This is a genomic window from Kribbella sp. NPDC031520, assembly GCF_055580825.1.
The window spans coordinates 1,210,497-1,224,359 of the sequence record NZ_JBVIKS010000001.1 but is presented as its reverse complement, the minus strand read 5'-3'; the positions used below and the strand labels follow the sequence as shown (position 1 = coordinate 1,224,359).

At 70.0% G+C, this 13,863-nt stretch carries 13 protein-coding genes; 5 read left to right on the top strand and 8 right to left on the bottom strand.

The genetic code is table 11. The features are described 5' to 3' along the window. Window positions 1-3: 3 nt before the first annotated feature. Together ACZ5BU_RS06165 and ACZ5BU_RS06160 are read right to left on the bottom strand one after the other, a co-directional pair. A complete protein-coding gene (locus tag ACZ5BU_RS06165) occupies window positions 4-1,206 on the bottom strand; it encodes an MFS transporter (protein WP_465695934.1) in 1,203 nt (400 codons plus the stop codon). After that, window positions 1,184-2,182 (bottom strand): hypothetical protein, encoded by a 999-nt coding sequence (locus ACZ5BU_RS06160; RefSeq protein ID WP_465695932.1) that lies wholly within the window; start codon window positions 2,180-2,182, stop codon window positions 1,184-1,186. The genes ACZ5BU_RS06165 and ACZ5BU_RS06160 overlap by 23 nt, the downstream gene beginning before the upstream one ends. 117 nt (window positions 2,183-2,299) lie before the next feature. Here ACZ5BU_RS06160 and ACZ5BU_RS06155 point away from each other — a divergent pair, with 117 nt between their 5' ends. Together ACZ5BU_RS06155 and ACZ5BU_RS06150 are read left to right on the top strand one after the other, a co-directional pair. Beyond that, window positions 2,300-3,451 carry an alpha-hydroxy-acid oxidizing protein gene (locus ACZ5BU_RS06155; protein WP_465695930.1) on the top strand — a complete coding sequence of 384 codons (1,152 nt, stop codon included), beginning with the start codon at window positions 2,300-2,302 and terminating at the stop codon, window positions 3,449-3,451. Further along, window positions 3,448-4,092 carry an HAD family hydrolase gene (locus ACZ5BU_RS06150; RefSeq protein WP_465695928.1) on the top strand — a complete coding sequence of 215 codons (645 nt, stop codon included), beginning with the start codon at window positions 3,448-3,450 and terminating at the stop codon, window positions 4,090-4,092. Before ACZ5BU_RS06155 ends, ACZ5BU_RS06150 begins: the two co-directional genes overlap by 4 nt. On the opposite strand, the gene ACZ5BU_RS06145 is transcribed toward ACZ5BU_RS06150, so the two are convergent. Beyond that, window positions 4,089-5,171 carry a 2-oxoacid:ferredoxin oxidoreductase subunit beta gene (locus ACZ5BU_RS06145; RefSeq protein ID WP_465695927.1) on the bottom strand — a complete coding sequence of 361 codons (1,083 nt, stop codon included), beginning with the start codon at window positions 5,169-5,171 and terminating at the stop codon, window positions 4,089-4,091. The two genes, ACZ5BU_RS06150 and ACZ5BU_RS06145, sit on opposite strands and share 4 nt — an antisense overlap. Then, window positions 5,168-7,150: a 2-oxoacid:acceptor oxidoreductase subunit alpha gene (locus ACZ5BU_RS06140; protein ID WP_465695926.1), complete on the bottom strand. Its 1,983-nt coding sequence runs from the start codon at window positions 7,148-7,150 to the stop codon at window positions 5,168-5,170. The genes ACZ5BU_RS06145 and ACZ5BU_RS06140 overlap by 4 nt, the downstream gene beginning before the upstream one ends. Before the next feature lie 454 nt (window positions 7,151-7,604). Here ACZ5BU_RS06140 and ACZ5BU_RS06135 point away from each other — a divergent pair, with 454 nt between their 5' ends. Both ACZ5BU_RS06135 and ACZ5BU_RS06130 read left to right on the top strand, forming a co-directional pair. Beyond that, window positions 7,605-8,333 (top strand): hypothetical protein, encoded by a 729-nt coding sequence (locus tag ACZ5BU_RS06135; RefSeq protein WP_465695924.1) that lies wholly within the window; start codon window positions 7,605-7,607, stop codon window positions 8,331-8,333. 10 nt (window positions 8,334-8,343) lie between these two features. Next, entirely contained in the window at window positions 8,344-8,700 is a 357-nt protein-coding gene (locus ACZ5BU_RS06130) for an NADH-quinone oxidoreductase subunit A (protein ID WP_141855095.1), read from the top strand. On the opposite strand, the gene ACZ5BU_RS06125 is transcribed toward ACZ5BU_RS06130, so the two are convergent. Beyond that, window positions 8,670-9,587, bottom strand: coding sequence for an ornithine cyclodeaminase family protein (locus ACZ5BU_RS06125; protein ID WP_465695921.1), 918 nt, complete (start codon window positions 9,585-9,587; stop codon window positions 8,670-8,672). The two genes, ACZ5BU_RS06130 and ACZ5BU_RS06125, sit on opposite strands and share 31 nt — an antisense overlap. Before the next feature lie 251 nt (window positions 9,588-9,838). Between ACZ5BU_RS06125 and ACZ5BU_RS06120 the strand changes: the two genes are divergently transcribed. After that, complete coding sequence (locus ACZ5BU_RS06120; RefSeq protein WP_465695919.1) at window positions 9,839-10,060, top strand: hypothetical protein; 222 nt, start codon at window positions 9,839-9,841, stop codon at window positions 10,058-10,060. 82 nt (window positions 10,061-10,142) lie between these two features. Here ACZ5BU_RS06120 and ACZ5BU_RS06115 read toward each other — a convergent pair whose 3' ends face one another. The 3 genes from ACZ5BU_RS06115 to ACZ5BU_RS06105 all read right to left on the bottom strand — a co-directional run bounded on the left by ACZ5BU_RS06115 (window position 10,143) and on the right by ACZ5BU_RS06105 (window position 13,556). Continuing rightward, on the bottom strand, window positions 10,143-13,061 hold the full coding sequence (locus tag ACZ5BU_RS06115) for a helix-turn-helix transcriptional regulator (RefSeq protein ID WP_465695917.1): 2,919 nt from the start codon (window positions 13,059-13,061) through the stop codon (window positions 10,143-10,145). Between the two features lie 173 nt (window positions 13,062-13,234). Further along, complete coding sequence (locus tag ACZ5BU_RS06110; protein ID WP_465695915.1) at window positions 13,235-13,414, bottom strand: hypothetical protein; 180 nt, start codon at window positions 13,412-13,414, stop codon at window positions 13,235-13,237. Between the two features lie 13 nt (window positions 13,415-13,427). Beyond that, entirely contained in the window at window positions 13,428-13,556 is a 129-nt protein-coding gene (locus tag ACZ5BU_RS06105) for a hypothetical protein (protein WP_465695913.1), read from the bottom strand. Between the last annotated feature and the right edge of the window lie 307 nt (window positions 13,557-13,863).

Sequence of the window (13,863 nt, the reverse complement as noted above, 5' to 3'; positions counted from 1 at the left end):
CCCTCAGGCAGGTACCTGATTCGACCCTCGACGTTCCATCAGGCCGGAGACCGCGGCCAGGATCAGGCCGGCCACGGCGAGGGCGGCGCCGAGGCGGCTGGGCCATTCGTAGCCGTAGCCGGCGGCCAGGACGACGCCGCCGAGCCAAGCGCCAAGGGCGTTCGCGATGTTCAGCGTGGAGTGGTTCAGCGAGGCGGCCAGCGACTGGCCCTCGTGGGCGACGTCCATGAGGCGGGTCTGCAGCGCCGGCACCAGGATGCTTGCGGAGCAGCCCATCGCGAACACCGCGACCAGCGCGCCGGGCCGGGTCTGCGCGAGCCACCCGAACGTTCCGAGGACGACGGCGACCGCGACCAGTCCGCCGTACACGCTGCCCATCAGCGAGCGGTCCGCCAGCCGCCCGCCGAGGACGGTGCCCACCGTCATGCCCACGCCGTACACGCCGAGCACGATCGTCACCGCGGACTCGGAGAAACCGGCCAGTTCGGTCATCGTCGGCGTGATGTAGGAGTACGTCGCGAACATCCCGCCGAAACCGACCATCCCGACCAGCAGCGCCATCCACACCTGCGGCCGGGCCAGCGCGCTCAGCTCGCTGCGGACGTTCACGTCGCTCCCGACCGGCTGCGGCGGGACCCAGAACCAGACCGCGACCAGCGTGAGCAGGCCCAGTACGCCGACCGCGAGGAACGGCACCTGCCACCCGAGCCGCTGCCCGAGCAGGGTGGTCAGCGGTACACCGATGATGTTCGCGACCGGAAGTCCCACCATCGTCATCGACACCGCCCGCGCCCGCCGCTCGGCCGGCACCATCGACGCGCCGGTCACCGCACCGATCCCGAAGAACGCACCGTGCGGCAGCCCGGACAGGAACCTGGCCGCCATCAGGAACTCGTAGCTCGAGGCAATCGACGACAGCACGTTGCCGACCACGAAGACCGCCATCAGGCCGAGCAGCAGGCGTTTTCTTCCGGTCCGTGCACCGAGCGCCGCGATCACCGGAGCGCCGACCACGACGCCCAGCGCGTACGCCGAGACCACATGGCCGGCGGCCGGGATCGAGATGCGTACGCCGTCCGCGATCTGCGGGAGCAGCCCCATCGTGACGAACTCGGTGGTCCCGATCGCGAAACCGCCGGTCGCCAGCGCGAACAATGCCAGACTGACGTGCCGCGAGGTCGTGTCAGGAGCGACTGAACTTGTCACACCTGATTGTCGCAGAGATCAGCAGGACCACCGCGAGCAGGGCGAAGACGCCGTTCCCGATCAGGTCGACCGCCATCGAGGCCCCGAACGTCGGGCTCTCCGGGAACGCGTGCCACGCGTAGGTGAGCATCGCGCCACCCGCCGCGGCCAGTGTGTGCATCCGGGTCCAGCTGGTCCGGCGGGACCAGGTGACGAACAGGACGATCGCGAGTACGTCGATCAGCAGCGACACCCCGGCGCACAGCCAGCCGTTCTTGATCTGATCGTTCACGAGCATCCAGCCGCTGCTGATCACCAGTCCGACGACGCCGACGATCCACGGCGACGGGACGTTCCCGGCGGTACTGCGAGGCGCACGGCGGCCGACCCGGACCGCGAGGGCGACCAGTACGACGACTGCGACGGCAACGCCGAGGTCCTGACCGACGGAGGCGCGGAACGGGTCCTGGGCGTACCCGAACAGGGTGGTCGCGACGACCCCGACGACGAAGAGGGCGGCGTACAGGCTGAAGCCGAGCTTGCCGAGCCACGGTTCGCGCGGGCGGCTGGACAGCGACTCCATCACCACGATCGGGACCGTGATGCTCCACAGCGTATGCAGGCCGAGCACCATCACGGTCCACGGTGCGCCCATACCGAGGAACGAGATGTGGCCGGGGTCGAGCAGTCGCAAATGTGCGTAGTTCGGGTTGAACAGCGACTGGGTGGTGACGCCTTCCTCGATCACGCCGTACGCCAGGGCCAGGATCAGGATGCTCGGGTAGCGCCAGCCGCGGCGGCGGGCCAGCTCGCGGATCAGGACGGCGCCGCCGCCGTACAGCGGGGCCAGCCCGAACAGGGCGAACAGGCCGCTGATCGGGATGTTCCCGAGCAGGAACTCGGCGACCATCGGGGACAGGAAGAACAGGCCGAGAGCCGGCAGGCCGCGCCGCACGCCGCTTCGCCGGGGAGTGGTCACCACGTTCGTGTTCGTCATGCTCCTCACTCTGGCCGCGCCGGGCCGCTGGTGCGGATGCGATCCGTCCGGATCCTGTGCTGACGGACGTCGGGCCCGGTACCTGACGGATGTCATGGCGTTGTGGGAGCATCCGGCATGGCCAACTTCGGGGACTACCAGTTGCAGATCTACCTGCAGGGGATGTTGCAGGGGACGACGCCGGAGATCACCACCGACCTGGCCCGGCTGGAGTCGCAGGCGGCCGGGAAGCTGCCGGTCGAGGCGATGGGGTACATCGTGCCGAGCGCGGGCAGCGGGTCGACCGCCCGCGCGAACCAGGCGGCGTTCGACCGCTGGCGTCTGGCGCCGCGGATGCTCCGCGGCAGCACCGACCGTGACCTGTCCTGCACGATCCTCGGTACGGCGATGCCGGCGCCGGTGCTGGTCGCGCCGATGGGCGTCCAGACCCTCGCGCACCCGGACGGCGAACTCGCGACCGCCCGGGCCGCCGACGCCCTCGGGCTGACGTACACGCACTCGACCCAGGCCAGCCACGCGATCGAGCAGATCGAGGCCGCGAACAAGTGGTTCCAGCTGTACTACCCGACCGACCGCGACGTCTGCCTGAGCTTCCTGCAGCGCGCGAAGGCCGCTGGGTACGCCGTACTCGTGGTCACGCTCGACACCGGGACGATCGGCTGGCGGCCGGCCGACCTGGACCGCGGGTTCCTGCCGTTCCTGAAGGGCGAGGGGCTGGCGAACTACTTCAGCGACCCCGCGTTCCAGGCGAAGCTGGCCAAACCGATCGCCGACGACCCGGGCGCGGCCGTGATGCAGTGGGCGCAGCTGTTCCCGAACGTCGGCCTGTCCTGGGACGACCTGTCGTTCCTGCGCGACAACTGGGACGGCCCGATCGTGCTCAAGGGCATCACCCACGTCGAGGACGCCAAGCTCGCGGCCGAGAACGGCGTCGACGGCATCGTGGTCTCGAACCACGGCGGCCGTCAGGTCGACGGCGCGGTCGCCGCACTCGACACCCTGCCGGCGATCGCGGACGCGGTCGGGGAGCAGCTCACGATTCTGTTCGATTCCGGCGTACGTACGGGTTCCGACGCCGCGAAGGCCCTTGCCCTGGGCGCCAAAGCGGTCCTGCTCGGACGGCCCTTGCTCTACGGACTCGCGCTGGCAGGACAGGCCGGGGTCGAGCACGTACTGCGGTGTTTCCTCGCAGAGCTCGACCTGACGCTGGCACTGTCCGGCTACGCGAACCACCGGGAGCTCAACCGCGACTCGGTCGTGCGCGCGTGAAGGCGGTCGTGTTCGACCTCGACAACACGCTGTTCGACCACACCGGGTCCGCTCAGCGCGCCCTTCGGGAGTGGGTCGCGGGGCTGGGGATCGAGCCGACCGACGAGCTGGTCGCGGAGTGGTTCGAGATCGAGGACCGGGTGTACGACGCGTACCTCCGGCGTGAGTTCACGCATCAAGGGCAGCGGCGGGCGCGGCTCCGCGAGTTCCTGCCGGTGCTCGGGCGGGAGGTGCCGCAGACGGATGCCGAGTTGGACGAGACGTTCGAGGGGTATCTGACGCTGTACCGCCGCGAGTGGGTGGCGTACCCGGACGCGCGCCCGGCGTTGGAAGTTGCCCGGGGCAACGGGTGGCGGATCGGGGTGCTGACCAACGGAAGCACCCTGCAGCAGAACGCGAAACTGGAGGCGATCGGGCTCGCGGGGTCCGTGGATGTGGTGTGCACGTCCGAATCACTCGGAGTCAGCAAACCCGATCCGTTGGTCTACCAACGTGTTTGTGAAGAGCTCGGCGTGGAGCCGGCCGATGCGCTGATGGTCGGGGACAACCTGGAGCTCGACGTGCTCGCGGCACGGCGGGCAGGGATGACCGCGCGGCACCTGGACCGCGCGGCCGGACGAACCCTGCTGGACCTGCTCTAGTTGATCGTCCAGGTGTCGGCGCCGGTGACGAGGGACTGGAGGTCGCCGGTGCCCTGGGTTTCCTGGGCGGTCTTGATCTGCTGGCGGACGAGGTCGTCGTACGCGGGACGGTCGACGTTGCGGAACACGCCGACCGGGGCGCGGTGCAGGACGCCGGCGTCGGTGAGGCGGGACAGGGCGAAGGCGTACGCCGGGTCCTCGATCTGGGCGTCGTGGACGACCAGGTCGGCCTCGCCGCCGGGCAGGTCGGCGACCTCCCGGACCGCGAGCGACGCGAACCCGTCCCGGACCACACCGAGACGCCCGTCCTTGCCGAACCGGATCGGCTCGCCGTGCACCAGCGGGATGATCGCGTCGTCCCGGGTGTCGGGGTCCTTGAACGCCTCGAACGCGTTGTCGTTGAAGATCGGGCAGTTCTGGTAGATCTCCACGAACGCCGTACCACGGTGCGCGGCGGCGGCCCGCAGTACCGAGGTCAGGTGCTTACGGTCGGAGTCGATGGTCCGGGCCACGAACGTCGCCTCCGCGCCGAGCGCCAGCGAGACCGGGTTGAACGGGTTGTCCACCGACCCCATCGGCGTCGACTTCGTCACCTTGCCCGGCTCCGACGTCGGCGAGTACTGCCCCTTGGTCAGGCCGTAGATCCGGTTGTTGAACAGCAGGATCTTCAGGTTCACGTTCCGCCGCAGCGTGTGGATCAGGTGGTTGCCGCCGATCGACAGCGCGTCGCCGTCACCGGTCACCACCCACACGCTGAGGTCCGGTCGGGCGGTCGCCAGCCCGGTCGCGATCGCCGGCGCGCGGCCGTGGATCGAGTGCATGCCGTACGTCGACAGGTAGTACGGGAAGCGGGACGAGCAGCCGATCCCGGAGACGATCGCGACGTTCTCGCGCTTGATCCCGAGCTCGGGCAGGAACCCCTGGAAGGCCGCGAGTACGGCGTAGTCACCGCAGCCGGGGCACCACCGGACCTCCTGGTCCGACACGTACTCCTTGCGGTTCTGCGGGTCGGTCGCGAGTGGGACTCCCGCCAGACCATGCTGACCCAGGCCCGGCATGCCGAGCTCGACCGTGCTCATCGTGCGCCCTCCTTGTTCAGGTGCCCGTTCTGGTCGGCGAGTGCTTCACCGTGCTTCAGCGCGGCCGCGGCCTCGCCGAGATGGCGGGCGTCGTCGTCGATGCCCTCGGTCTCCTCGACCAGGTTGCCGATCACCTCGGCCAGCTCCGCGGCGCCGAGCGGCATCCCGCGGACCTGCGCGTACGAGACCACGTCGACGAGGTACTTCGAGCGGAGCAGCATCGCCAGCTGGCCGAGGTTCATCTCCGGGACCAGGACCTTGTCGTAGCTGCGCAGCACATCCCCGAGGTTCGACGGGAACGGGTTCAGGTGCCGCAGGTGCGCCTGCGCGATCTTGCCGCCGACCGTGCGGACCCGGCGGACCGCGGCGCCGATCGGGCCGTACGTCGAACCCCACCCGAGCACCAGGACCTTCGCCGTACCGTCCGGGTCGTCGACCTGGATCGGCGGGATGCTCCGCGCGACCGCGTCCACCTTCGCCTGCCGGGTGCGGATCATCAGGTCGTGGTTGGCCGGGTCGTAGGAGATGTTCCCGGTCTTGTCCTCCTTCTCGAGGCCACCGATGCGGTGGTCGAGACCCGCCGTACCCGGGACGGCCCAGGCGCGGGCCAGCGTCTCCGGGTCACGCTCGTACGGGAGGTAGACCGGCTGACCCTTGTCATCGACCCCGTTCGGGGCCGTGGTGAAGTTCGGGTCGACGGTCGGCAGGTCCTCGACGACCGGGATCTGCCACGGCTCGGAGCCGTTCGCCAGGTAGCCGTCGGACAGCACGATCACCGGCGTGCGGTAGGTGACCGCGATCCGGGCCGCCTCGATCGCGATCGCGAAGCAGTCCGCGGGGGACTGGGCCGCGATCACCGGCAGCGGGGCCTCGCCGTTGCGGCCGAACATCACCTGCAGCAGGTCGGCCTGCTCGGTCTTGGTCGGCATCCCGGTCGAGGGACCGGCGCGCTGGATGTCGCAGACCACCAGCGGCAGCTCGAGCATCACGCCGAGGCCGATCGTCTCCGACTTCAGGCTGATGCCGGGGCCGGACGACGTGGTGACGCCGAGCGCGCCGCCGAACGACGCACCGAGCGCCGCGCCGACGCCGGCGATCTCGTCCTCGGCCTGGATCGTGGTGACGTTGAACCGCTTCAGCTTGGACAGCTCGTGCAGTACGTCGGACGCCGGGGTGATCGGGTACGCACCGAGGACCAGCGGCAGCCCGGCCCGCTGCGCGCCCACCACCAGGCCGTACGCCAGCGCGAGGTTGCCGGAGATGTTCCGGTACGTCCCGGAGGCCATCCGGGCCGGCTTCACCTCGTACCGGACCGAGAACTCCTCGGCGGTCTCGCCGAAGTTGTAACCGGCCCGGAAGGCGGCGATGTTGGCGTCCCGGATGTCCGGCTTCGACGCGAACTTGGTCTGCAGGAACTTGATCGTCGACTCGACCGGCCGCTGGAACAGCCAGGACACCAGGCCGAGCGCGTACATGTTCTTCGCCCGGGACGCGTCCTTGCGGGACAGGCCGAACTCCTTGACCGATTCCACCGTCATGCCGGTCAGGTTCAGCGGTACGACGTGGTAGCCGTCGAGCTCGCCGGTCTCCAGCGGGTTCTCGTCGTACCCGATCCGCTTCAGGTTGCGCGCGGTGAAGTCGGCGGTGTCGACGATCAGGGTCCGGCCGCGGGGCACGTCCTTGAGATTCGCCTTCAGGGCCGCCGGGTTCATAGCGATCAGCACATCGGGCGCATCACCCGGCGTGAGGATGTCGTGGTCGGCGAAGTGGAGCTGGAAGGAGCTGACTCCCGGCAGGGTCCCGGCTGGTGCCCGGATCTCGGCTGGGAAGTTGGGCAAGGTCGACAGATCATTGCCGAACGATGCCGTTTCCGCTGTGAACCTGTCCCCCGTGAGCTGCATCCCGTCGCCGGAGTCGCCGGCGAAGCGGATCACCACGCGGTCGAGCTGCTTGACCTCGATGGTCACTGTTCTGTTCATCTCCAAGTCGAAGCTTGGGTCGGTCTGCCGCTTCGTGGACGACAGGTCGATCCCCCCATCAGGGCGATAACCCCAATATTAGTTCGCCCTTAGAACGGAACCATGCGGAAGCCCCGGTGGTCCACAGCCTGGGACGTGGTGTTAGAAGGCGGACCGGTCAGGTAATGGAGGACCTGTCACCGTCCGCGAGCGCTCGCTTGCGATCCGCAGCGAGAACCGGCAGGGTGGCGGGCAACTGATTGCGACTTCAGGGAGTTGTGCGATGCGCCGACTGCTAGGGCACGTCCCCCAATCCCACGCCTACTGCGGGGCACTCGGCACGGCACCTCGCCGCACGGGTGCAAAGGCCACGATGCTCCGCATCGAGACCTTCGCCCCCGCACGCCGATGCACCGCACCGAGCACCTCCTCGCGACGGCGTGGGATTGGGGGACGTGCCCTGGCGGGACTGCTGATGCTGCTGATCCTCGGCTGCGCGGTCCCGAGCGCGTCCGCGGTCCCGTCGCCGGTGCGTACCGTGACGATCTCCAGCATCCGTACGACGGACGCGACCAAGGGGGTGATCACGGTCGTCGGCACGCTGACGCCGGCGCCCGCGAACGGGACCCGGATCCCGTTGCACCAGTGGATCCCGTCGCTGAAGCGCTGGCAGGAGATCGCCCACGGGTACTCGAACGGCACCAGCGTGACGATCACCACGGTCCAGCCCGGGTCGATCCGGACGTACCGGATCGCGGTCGGTGCGCAGGCGCCGTACGCTGCTGGGCTCTCGCCGATGATCAGCTTCAAGCACTACGTGTGGCGGGGCATGTTCAAGAAGGGCGTGGTCGCCGCGGGCGGGGCGGGTCAGCCGCAGTTCAACGTCGTACCGCCGAACGAAGGACCGAAACGAGCCGAGGCGGATCTGCTCGCGAACCAGGGCGGGTACGTGTGGGGCGAGGTCGACTCGACCGGCTGCCGGTACTCGCGCAACTGGCTCGGCAACCTGACCGACGGGCTGGCCCGGGTGTCGCTGCACAACCAGACGACGGCGATCACGTCGGTCCGGATGCAGCAGGAGACCGAGACCTGGCTGAACTACGACATCACCGGCGTGACGCGGCTGCGGCTGCAGGTCGCGGACGTCCGCTCCGGGTACGGCCCGTACGTCTCCGTCTACTCGCTACTACTCTGCACGAACTAGAGTATTGCCCGTGTCGGACAGCTATGGCGTCGTCGCCGCGGTGGTCGCGCTCGGCCTGGTCGGGCTGATCGGCGCGTTCGCGCTGAACAAGGCGCTGACCGTCACGTACCCGACCGAGGGCAAGCTCAAGACGTACGAGTCGGGCGTCGACCCGGTCGGCGAAGGCTGGGCCCAGGTCCACATCCGGTACTACCTGTTCGCCTACCTGTACGTGATCTTCGCCGTGGACGCGATCTACCTCTTCCCGTGGGCCACCATCTTCAACACCCTCGGCTTCGCCACCCTGATCGAGATGTTCGTCTTCCTCGCGTTCGTTGCAGTGGGCTTGCTGTACGCCTACCGCAAGGGCGTCTTGCGCTGGACCTGAGCCAACGCCGCGGCGATGGCCCAGTCCTGGCAGCCGATGCCTACTGATTTGAAGACGGTGCGACCGGTTGGGGCTGGTGGGTTCGAGAGGGCTGGGCCCAGCTCGACGAGGTCGGCTTTGGCGAGGGTGCCTGAGGTGACGGCGTCGATGATTTCGCCGGATTCTTCCAGGGCGGCTGCTCGTTGGTCGACGAGGACCGTGCTGTTGGTGAAGAGGTTGCGGGGGAGTTCGCGCATGGTGGGGCGGAAGGCGCCGATGGCGTTGACGTGGACTGTTTCGGGGAGTGTGTCCGCGTCGAAGAGTGGTGTGCTCGAGGACGTTGCGCAGCAGATGATGTCCGGGGTGGCGATCGCGGCTTCGACGGCTGTTGTCGGGGTGAAGCGGACCTCGGAGAACTCGGCGGCCAGGTTCTGAGCCAGGGTCGTCGCGCGGTCCGCGGAGCGGCCGGCGATGGTGACGTCGGTGATCGGGCGGACGGCGAGGACTGCGCGGACCTGGTCGGGGGCCTGGGCGCCGGTGCCGATGACCGTCAGGCGGGTGGAGCCGGCGGGCGCGAGCAGGTCGGTCGCGACGCCGACGACCGCGCCGGTCCGCAGCGTGGTGATCGAGGTGCCGTCGGCGACGAGTTGTTCGCCGCCGCCGGTCCAGATCACGGTCGCGCGGATCGCCGGGACCTGGTCGAGCGCGATGCCGATCTTCTTCACCACCGCGGTCCCGGTCGGGGAGTGGTACGCCGACATCACCAGCACCGCGCCGTCGCCGAAGATCTGCCGCGGCGGCAGTACGAAGTTCCCGGCGGCGAGTTCGACGAACGCGTCCCGGACGGCAGCGATCGCCGTACTCATCGGAACGGCTGCGCGGACGTCATCGGCGGAGAGCACCAACATCTGCCCGAGCATATGCGGCCGGTCGACGGTCGCGCAGCGTATCTGTTCGGTGCCGGTCGGCTTACGCCCCGGAGTAACTGAAAGTCTCTGCAATTTCCGTTGCCCTGGTCACCGTTTGTGCTTGCGCGGAGCAACAAACGGGAGTTTCAAGCGCTGTTCTTAACGGATTGCGTACAGCTGATCGCCAAGCGCTGACTTCGGGGTTATGGTGATTACTCGGGGGAACGGGGCGAGCACGTGGTGGTGAGGCTATGTCGTGGCACCTGTGGGTATTGATCACCCTCGCTGCGGCCGGGTTGGTGCTGTTGGCCGCGGCGCGGATGCGGCACGCCCGCAAGGTCTTCGACGACATCACCGAACTGAACCGCCCGGCTGAACGCCGCCGCTCGCCCGAGCCCGAGTCCGAGCAGGACGAACTGGCCCGCGCCCGAGCCCGCCACCTGGAAGCCGAACCCAAACGCGGCCACGGCTGACGGCGCCAGCCGCACGCTCTCGTCCGTCGGCGCCATCCCGCGGGCTCTTGTCCGCCGGCAGCACCCGGACGTCGGGCGCGCTCTAGGCCTCGTCCAGCAAGCCGTCGCGGCGGGCGACGGCGGCGGCTTCTGTCCGCGAGCGGACGCCGAGCTTCGCGAGGATGTTCGACACGTGCACGCTGACGGTCTTCTCGCTGATGTACAGCTCGCGCGCCAACTGCCGGTTCGTACGACCCTCGGCGAGCAACCGCAGTACCTCGGTCTCCCGTGACGTCAGCGCGCTCGCACCGTGCGCGTCCCCGCCACCCGCCTCCTCCAGCAACGGCCGCGCGCCCAGCTCACGCCCGACCTCGGCCGCCAGCGCGGTCTGCTCGTTCGCCTCGCCGACCCGGCCGGCCGCACGCAGCGCGTCCGACAACCGGACCCGCGACCACGCCTGCTCGAATATGTACCCGTACCCGAAGGCGTCGGTGGTCCGCTGCCACGACGCGACGTGGTCCTCAGGGGTCGGCGCGTCGACCCCGGTCAGCCAGCGCAACCGATCCCACTCCGACTCCAATCGCGCCAGCCAGGCGAGCCCTTCGACACCCATCAACCGCCCCGGCGGCAGGCCCTTCTCGGCCGTCCCCTGACCGATCGAGAGCAGTTCCGCCCCGCGCGCGACCAGATCCGCGGCGGCCGACGGCTCGCCGACCGCCCGGTGGCACAACACCTGCAACCCGAGCGTCACGAACCGGATCCGCCCGAGGAACCACTCGGTCTGGAACACGTCCGCGCACAGCGTGCTCACGTCGGAGATCAGCTTCTCCGCCTCGGCCGGCTTGTCGAGCGCCCGGTACGCGTCCACGGCCGGCTGCAGCCCGATGATCGGCAGCATGATGTCCAGGTCCCACCACTTGCGGGACATCTCGAACTCCTCCGCGACCGCGGTGTCACCACGCGCGCTGCGGACCGAGAACTCCACCGCCCGCAGCGCGGCCCCCGCAGCGGCCGGCGTCATCGAATCCGTCCGCGCGGTCGCCGACGCCTCGTCCCACTCGCCGAGCATGAACTGCGTCAGCGCCAGCATCCGCCGCGCGTCGAACCCGTACGCCGCCCACTGCCGCCCGAGCTCCCCGGCCCGCTTGGTCGCGAACGACAGCGCCGCCTTCGCGTTCAGCAGGTCGCCCTGCTCGTACCGCGTGGAGCCGAGCAGGAACCGGCTGCGCACCTCGGCGGCCGGGTCCCCGGTGAGCTGCGCCCGTACGGCGGCCTCCTCGAGCTGCTTCACCGCCGTCTCCGGATCGCCCGCGCGACGGCGGAGCTGGGCGAGCGTGATCCCGGCGTCGCTGGCCGCGGACTCCTGACCGGCCTCGCGGGCGATCTCGAGCGCCTTGTGCGCCCAGCGCTCCGCCTCCATCGGGCGGCCGAGCGCGTCCGAGACGCGTGCGTACAGCGACGCGACCTGCGCCTTGAACACGCTGGCCGGCTCGTCGTTGACCAGCTTCAGCGCCTGCGAAACGGCCTCGTTGGACTCCTGGTCCTGGTCGATCACCAGCGCGATGTCGGCCAGCGGCAGCAGCAGCCGCGCGCGCTCCAGCTTCGGGGCGTCCGCCGGGAGGTCGGCCAGCGCCTTGCGGAGGATCTTCACCGCCCGCAGGTGCTGCGACGACAGGGTCGCGGCGGTCGCGGTCTGGACGATCAGCCAGGTCTTGTCGATCGCGTGGTCGGGCGCCCGGTTCGGATACAGCTCCAGCGCCAGCTCGTAGTGCTTCAGCGCGTCCTGCGGGGCGGCGACCGAGATCGCCTCTTCGCCCGCGCGGACCCGCGCCTCGAACGCGACCGGCAGGTTGTGCGACCGCGTGGCATGCCCCGCGAGCTCGGCCGCCGTACCCGCGACGGTCTGGTCCTTGAGGGCCTTCACGTACGCCGCGTGCAGCCGGACGCGCTCACCCGGCAGCAGGTCGTCGTACACGGCCTCGGCCAGCAGGGCGTGGCGGAAGTAGTACCGATCGGTGGTCGGGATGTCGATGATGTGGGCGTCGATCAGCTCGCGCAGTGCCTCGTCGAGCTCACGGTCCGGAAGGTCGGCGACCGCGGTGAGCAGCGTGTGCGGGACGCGGTGACCGGCGACCGCGATCACCCGGGCCACCTGGCGGGCGTCGTCGGACAGTGGGTCGAGACGGACCAGCAGGAGATCGGCGAGGTCGGGCGGTACGCCGTCGTTGTCGCCCATCGACGCCGCGGCCGCGAGCTCCTCGGTGAAGAACGCGTTGCCGCCGGCCCGCTCGAGGATCCGGCGCTCCTCGACCGCGGGCAGCGGAGCGGGCAGCAGCGAATGCAGCAGCGTGCGCGCCTCCTCGGCGTCGAGCGGGAGCAGGTTCACCCGGCGGACCCGCGGGTTGCGGGACCACTCGGCGATCGGCCGGCGCAGCGGGTGCCGGCGGTGCAGGTCGTCGCTGCGGTACGACACCACGAGCGCGAGGCGCTGCGAGGTCAGGCGGGTGATCAGGAAACCGATCAGGTCCCGGGTCGAGTCGTCGGCCCAGTGCGCGTCCTCGATGATCACCAGTTGCGGCTCGCTGGTCGCGAGCGCGGTGAACGCGCCGAGGACCGCGTCGAACAGCGCGGCCCGGTCGAGCTGCGCCTCCTGCGGCACCGGCTGCGCGCCGAGCAGCCGGTGCGCCGGCAGCAGGCGGGCGATCGCCGGGAAGTTCGTCAGCACGCCCTCGACCAGGTCGGGGCGGTCACCGGCCAGCCGGCCGAAGATCTCCGAGAACGGCTGGTACGGCAGGCCGGCGTCGCCGAAGTCGGTGCAGTGCCCGACCAGTACTCCGAAACCGCGCTCGTGTGCACCGGTCGCGATCTCGTCGAGCATCCGGGTCTTGCCGACGCCGGCGTCGCCGGACAGCAGCACGGCGCCGGCGCGCCGGGTTCTGGCGTCGTCCACGGCGCTGAGCAGGGCGGCCATCTCGGACGAGCGGCCGACGAGAGGTGTCGAGTTCCAGGGCACGTCGTCCATCTTCGCCCCTGGAGCCGACACAAATCGACGGCATCCCGTTCCGTGGGTTCTCCCAGCCGCAGAACCGGCCGCTGAACCAGTCGCTGAACCGGCCGCTGGGCGGGTGACCGGACCGGGTGCAGAAACGCCGTCCCGGATCGGTGTTTCCCGATCGGGGACGGCGGTCCTGGCGGTCATGCGGCGGGGCGGGGTCGGAGGGCGTGGCGCGCCTCGGGCTGCCCGGGCTGCTCGCTCTGCGAGCCCTTCGCGGTCCGCTTGCGGCGGTTGGCGGCCCGGAAGTCACGCTTGGCGCGCTCCAGCCGGTACGCCGTCTCGGCCCGGACCGAGTCCGGTGTCAGTGGCAAGTAGGTCATGGTTTCCCTCCCTTCAGGCTTTCCGGCCGAACAGGTGGCTGATGGTCCGGCGGCTCCGGGTCTCCCGGTGCTGCCGGAAGTCGCGGCTGAGGCGCTCCCTGCGGTAGTCGACCTCTGCCTTGACCGATGCGTTGCTGAACATGTGTTCCTCCGTCGTTCTGTGCCGGCTCCCTGCCGACAACCACTAATCTGCACGTCTGAGGTGGGCCCCCACATCGGAACTCCTCCCTATCCCTGGCGGCGGTGACCACCTAGGCGCTCTTAGGGGGTCCTAGGGGCCGCCCTGTGCGCCTGTTCTTGCCCTGGAAAAGACGGTGGCGGGGGGGGGGGGGGGGGGGGGGGGGGGGGGGGGGGGGGGGGGGGGGGGGGGGGGGGGGGGGGGGGGGGGGGGGGGGGGGGGGGGAGAGGGGGGAGGGGGGGGGGGGGGGGGGGGGGGGGGCGGTGGGGGT

Bases quoted from the DNA above. Each gene is read 5' to 3' on its own strand.
- ACZ5BU_RS06135 (WP_465695924.1), top strand. From the start codon at position 7,605: ATGCTGCTGATCCTCGGCTGCGCGGTCCCGAGCGCGTCCGCGGTCCCG.
- ACZ5BU_RS06120 (WP_465695919.1), top strand. From the start codon at position 9,839: ATGTCGTGGCACCTGTGGGTATTGATCACCCTCGCTGCGGCCGGGTTG.
- ACZ5BU_RS06155 (WP_465695930.1), top strand. From the start codon at position 2,300: ATGGCCAACTTCGGGGACTACCAGTTGCAGATCTACCTGCAGGGGATG.
- ACZ5BU_RS06160 (WP_465695932.1), bottom strand. From the start codon at position 2,182: ATGACGAACACGAACGTGGTGACCACTCCCCGGCGAAGCGGCGTGCGG.
- ACZ5BU_RS06125 (WP_465695921.1), bottom strand. From the start codon at position 9,587: ATGTTGGTGCTCTCCGCCGATGACGTCCGCGCAGCCGTTCCGATGAGT.
- ACZ5BU_RS06115 (WP_465695917.1), bottom strand. From the start codon at position 13,061: ATGGACGACGTGCCCTGGAACTCGACACCTCTCGTCGGCCGCTCGTCC.
- ACZ5BU_RS06145 (WP_465695927.1), bottom strand. From the start codon at position 5,171: ATGAGCACGGTCGAGCTCGGCATGCCGGGCCTGGGTCAGCATGGTCTG.
- ACZ5BU_RS06140 (WP_465695926.1), bottom strand. From the start codon at position 7,150: ATGAACAGAACAGTGACCATCGAGGTCAAGCAGCTCGACCGCGTGGTG.
- ACZ5BU_RS06110 (WP_465695915.1), bottom strand. From the start codon at position 13,414: ATGACCTACTTGCCACTGACACCGGACTCGGTCCGGGCCGAGACGGCG.
- ACZ5BU_RS06105 (WP_465695913.1), bottom strand. From the start codon at position 13,556: ATGTTCAGCAACGCATCGGTCAAGGCAGAGGTCGACTACCGCAGGGAG.